At 45.6% G+C, this 5,067-nt stretch carries 5 protein-coding genes; 2 read left to right on the forward strand and 3 right to left on the reverse strand.

The genetic code is table 11. The features are described 5' to 3' along the window. Positions 1-523 precede the first annotated feature (523 nt). Entirely contained in the window at positions 524-1,147 is a 624-nt protein-coding gene (locus tag BIZ37_RS29450; protein WP_187464570.1) for a thioredoxin domain-containing protein, read from the reverse strand. Positions 1,148-1,367: 220 nt separating this feature from the next. On the opposite strand from BIZ37_RS29450, the gene BIZ37_RS29455 reads away from it, so the two are divergent. Further along, positions 1,368-1,835, forward strand: a complete 468-nt coding sequence (locus tag BIZ37_RS29455; protein ID WP_187464571.1) for an ASCH domain-containing protein — start codon at positions 1,368-1,370, stop codon at positions 1,833-1,835. Between the two features lie 40 nt (positions 1,836-1,875). On the opposite strand, the gene BIZ37_RS29460 is transcribed toward BIZ37_RS29455, so the two are convergent. Together BIZ37_RS29460 and BIZ37_RS29465 are read right to left on the reverse strand one after the other, a co-directional pair. Further along, the gene (locus tag BIZ37_RS29460; RefSeq protein ID WP_255526958.1) at positions 1,876-2,883 is read right to left on the reverse strand and encodes an alpha/beta fold hydrolase; all 1,008 of its coding nucleotides are present in this window, start codon (positions 2,881-2,883) and stop codon (positions 1,876-1,878) included. Positions 2,884-2,931: 48 nt separating this feature from the next. After that, the gene (locus tag BIZ37_RS29465; RefSeq protein ID WP_187464572.1) at positions 2,932-3,897 is read right to left on the reverse strand and encodes a patatin family protein; all 966 of its coding nucleotides are present in this window, start codon (positions 3,895-3,897) and stop codon (positions 2,932-2,934) included. A 265-nt stretch (positions 3,898-4,162) separates the two neighbouring features. Here BIZ37_RS29465 and yegD point away from each other — a divergent pair. After that, the coding region (gene yegD, locus BIZ37_RS29470) for a molecular chaperone (RefSeq protein WP_187464573.1) at positions 4,163-5,067 on the forward strand (905 nt) is incomplete at its 3' end.

Raw genomic sequence — 5,067 nt, forward strand, 5'->3', positions numbered from 1 at the left:
ACTGCTAGCGCAATTAGCTTTTTATTCATTTTTTATTTCCTGTATGTATTTGCATAAAGCACAGGTTTAGTGCTCGTTGATATTTTTATTACTAAGTTCCATGTAGTAATAGTAAAACAATATTAAAGCTGATTTTTAGAGTCTTTTTTGTTTATGTTAATGATTTTGTTGTGTTTTTTGTTGCTGTAATATATTTGGTTACATTCAGTGTGTGGTGGGGAATTAAGCAATGTGTAAATAGTGCTTTGCATATCACGAGGTGTTTTTTGATTGCCAAAAATCGAGGTAGCTTATTTATTTGCGTTGCTTATGTTTATCATTATGGGTAATAATTCATTTTGGTGTCTGGGCAAAAAACTGCAATCACGGTAAAGCGAAGCCTTACTGGTAAATATTAATGTTGAGGTATAAATAACTGCTAGGAATTCACGGTGTATTTGTACTTATTATCGAGTAGGAATTTGGCTGGGATGGAGAAGGGAAGAATAGGGCTGGTATTGTCACAGCCCTGGATGGAAGCGAATTATTGTTTTTCTGATAGGTAACGAATAGTGTTAGCTAAATCTTCTAAACTATCGTGAGCGCCATTCTGTACCAGGTATTTCCCTTTGACTAGGAAAGAAGGTACCGACGTAATTTGTGCATTTTGCTCCAACTGGTTAGCGCTTGTCATCTGCTGGTAGACTTGCTCTTTTTGCTCATCGTTGAGGTCGAATGGGCTGACAATATCGTACTGGCTGAAGATTTCGTCCAGTTTGTTTTTGCGACCTTCTTCATCTAAGTCCGCTGCTTGTTCTTGCACAAAGCCAAACAGTGCCTCTTTCAGCTCTGGTGACGGCTTACCACCACTCTGAACCGCCGCAGTGTAGTAAAGGTAGGCAGCATATTGTGCGCTTTCGTTGAAAGTAACATGAACTTGGTCAATATCCACTTCTGCCAGTTTTTTGATTTCCGGCAGCATCAATTCCATATTTCGGCAGTGGCCACAACCAAGAGAGAAGACTTCAACAACATCGGCGACGCCTTCAGTTGGAGTTTCAACAACCGTGTATTTGACCCCTTCTTTAGGCATCTCATTTTCACTGCATCCTGTCAGCGCTACTAGAAGAAAGAGGGTAGAGGCAAAGATTTTAGTTAGTGTATTCATACTCATATTTGTATTGGGTATTAAAACAATAAGTATGGATGAAAATGACAGCGAGATCGCTAACAAGAATCAATTTACTTGTATCTAGTCCAAGAACACTGTGAGCTCCCATAGGGTTAATGAATAACATAATGCAATGCGTTCAAGTGCTGGGCATAATTAAAGGTAATCACGTAGTGACCTTGTCTATGGGATAGCAGAGCAACACAAAGTAGGAAGCATGAATAAAGAGCAAAGGGATTTTCTAGAACAATATCTATGCACACTAACACCAGCAGAGCGCGATGCTGTGCCAGAGGCCATTGCCGAGTATTTTTGTGCCGATGAGTACAATGCTAACGAGTGTGCGAGGCTAATTTACCAAGGTATCAAACGTGCTTCTTGTAGTTTGAAAGCGGGTTATGATGCCGAGCAAGCGCCCTTTCCTAAAGTCGGACGCTTATCAGTCGTGCTCAACTGGGCACAAGAACCTGTCTGTATTATCAAACTGAAAGACGTTTCTATTTGCCCTTTTAATCAAGTCACAGCTGAGTTTGCGGCACTGGAAGGTGAGGGCGATCTGACTTACCAGTGGTGGCGGGATGCGCACATGACGTTCTTCACAAAATATGCCGCCAGTTTAGGTGTTGAATTCAATGAGTCGTCTGACTTGGTGTTGGAGTATTTTGAAAAGGTATACCCAGGCTAAGTGGCTCTTGCGGAACCAGCTGCGAGCTTCGCAGCTTGGTTTATGCACATTCTTTAATGAAAAATTGCTCAAAGAAAGACAGGGTTTCACCCATTACCTGATCCCTCAATTCATCTTTTTCCATCAGTAGTTCATGGCGTGCCGATTCAATCACTTTTAATTGGCATTGCTCAGTATTGCCATTGAACAGATGATGAGCGCGGTTATCGACAATGGTGTCATTTCCTGCTTGTAGCAAGAGCAGGGGAGTCTTCAAATTTTTTGACTCTTGAATGCACTGTTTAGCTGCTCGCATTGCCTGCCATATCCACCTGGCGCTGGGTCCACCAACACGTAATTCTGGATGGGTTTGATAAAGATGTTTAGCCCAAACATAGCGCAATTGGCTCTGACATTGATCGTTTTGTTCAAATGGCAACTCATGATAAGCCTTCTGCCCAAGGCCATAATCTGGCTTGGATTGGTAGAGGTCATAAAGTTTCGCGACTGCAGGGGCGACAAACCGCAGCGGGCTAGATATATGAATACCAAACATCGGGGCATTTAACACAGCGGCATTGAATATATTGGGGTGCTGTTCCATATAAAGTGTTGAAACCGCACCGCCCATGGAGTGTGCCAACAAAAAACATCTGGAATAGCGGTTTGGCCGTACGATGGTTTTGATGAAGATATCAAGGTCTGCCACATAGTCCGCAAAGGTATCGACATGGCCTAGTTCGGGATCATCGGCAAGGCGACCGGATGCCCCTTGGCCACGGTGATCATAGGTATAGATGTCAAAGCCGTGGGCAAAGTACTCAAACATCACTTCCTGATATTTCCATACACTCTCATTTCGGCCATTTACGATAACGACACAATATCGGTTTTGCGGCAGTAGTGGTGCTTCACTTTGACAAAGGCTAATACCAAATAGTGGGATACCGTTGACACCGTTAAATGTGTGCTCCTGACGTTGCTGCCACATACGGTGAATGTCGCGACTCATTAATTCTGTAAATACCGACTCTTTGGTGACGAAGTCCGTTGGGCGTAGTGGGGGCATGAATCCTTCCTTTGTTTTGCTTTATTGTTGTACGTTGCAGGAACGTTTTTAGGCTGCTTGGGAGAAAGTATTTTCAAGCTCGCTTGCACCCGGTACGGTAAATTTTCTACCTAGCGTCGCCATGAAGTAACGCCCAGACTGGTAGCCCAATTGGTAATCGAGATCGAGCGAGTCAATAGTGCTACCTATCAATTTGGAGCAGAGATCTTTCTGAGGGTGGATTTCGTAGATGATGGCGTCATCAGGGGGGGTATTTAAAAATGCTTGGGTTTGCCGGTACTTTTCTTCGTGCTCAAGCAGCAATTTGATCAGTGCAGACGCTTTAGTTTTGCCTAGTGCTTTGCTGATGATCGACATCCAACAATGATCAAAACTTGCAGTGATGGGGACAGTGCGGATAACGACAATGTGCCGATAGCCTCTATCGTATGCCTCTTGGGCAGGGATTGGCGCCCCAACACCACCATCCACCCAGTATTGCTGCTGGTTGAGAATGGGTTGTCGGCGAAGGACAGGAATGGCGCATGACGCTTTGAGCGCAACATGCCAGTTATCATCATTGAGGTCAAAAAACGAAGCTCGATGGTTGTCTGCATGGCAGGCACAAGCCAATACAGTGCGGGATCGCATGTTCTCATGGCCTTGTTGCCAATCAAGGGGGAGCCGGGTTTGTGTCTGCTCTAGCAGCCAATCCAGATCCAGCCCTTCCTTTCCCATTAGAAAACGGGGTAGGTCGAAAAAGTCATGGGTAGTTGTCGCTTCAGTGATAACACGGTAAGCATGTTTAGTGTGGCCACAGATAAAAGAAGCGATGTTGAGCGAACCTGCTGAGGTGCCAACCAACAAAGAAAAGGGATTGAAATCGTCGTCCAAAAAGGCATCGAGAACGCCTGCAGTGAATATTCCACGCTGGCCGCCACCTTCGGTTACGAGTGCGACTTTATCGGTTTGTGCTGGAAGGTATGACAGCGCATCTACATTGTTTACTGCACATGAAATATGTATCCCCGTCATTGGCCTGCTCCTATCGCCGTAGTGCTGAAATCGGCCTTATCATAGCCATAATCACATGGACTGAATATTTGAAACAATAAAGCTAGTCGTTAAGAAATTCTTAACATTAATGTGAAAGGAAGCGGTGAGGAACAGTGAGTAGAAGGAGAAGTTACGATGATTGAGGTGGCGTCAATCGTCATTCCTGAGCATTGTCATAAACTCTTGATTGAACAAATGGCTAATTTCAGTATGATGGCCGGCTTTTCTTGGTTCGGAGGATAACATGTTTATCGGTTTTGATTATGGAACAGCCAATTGCTCAGTGGCCGTTATGGAGCAAGGGCAACCGCGTATGCTGGCGCTGGAAGGCGAAAACAGTTTTATTCCTTCGACACTCTGTGCACCGACCCGAGAAGCGGTGAGCGAATACCTTTACCGCCATATGGGCGTGCAACCAGTGGATGAACTGGGTGAGCAAGTCCTGCGCCGCGCGATAGCCTTCAACCGTGAGGAAGACATCATTGTTGAGAAGGGCGATCTGCTATTTGGTCAGGCGGCATTAGATCTGTACCTTGAAGATCCTGAAGAAGTCTATTATGTAAAATCGCCAAAATCCTTCCTCGGTGCCAATGGTCTGCGGGATGTGCAGATTCGTTTCTTCGAAGATCTGGTGTGCGCTATGATGCGCAATATCAAACAAAAGGCAGAAACCCAACTGGACAAGGCGATCACCAGTACTATGATTGGCCGACCGGTCAACTTCCAGGGTACGGGCGGAGAGAAAGCCAACCAGCAGGCAGAAGCTATTTTGCGCCAGGCCGCCAAGCGTGCGGGCTTTGAGCACATCGAGTTCCAGTTTGAGCCAGTTGCAGCGGGCCTTGAATATGAAAGCACCTTAACTGAAGATAAAACCGTATTGGTGGTTGATATCGGCGGTGGTACCACAGACTGTTCGATGATCCAGATGGGGCCAAGCTGGGCGGGTAAAGCCGACAGAACTGATAGCTTGTTGGCCCATACTGGTTTGCGTGTCGGCGGGAATGATCTCGACATTTACTTAGCCTTCCGCCAGATCATGCCGCAGCTTGGTTTGGGTACCAAAACCCAGAAGGGCATTGATATGCCAATTGGCCAGTTCTGGAACCCGATTGCGATCAACAACGTGGTTGCCCAGACAGAGTTTTATGG

Origin of the sequence: Photobacterium sp. BZF1, assembly GCF_014349205.1 — a bacterium.
Classification (GTDB): Bacteria; Pseudomonadota; Gammaproteobacteria; order Enterobacterales; family Vibrionaceae; genus Photobacterium.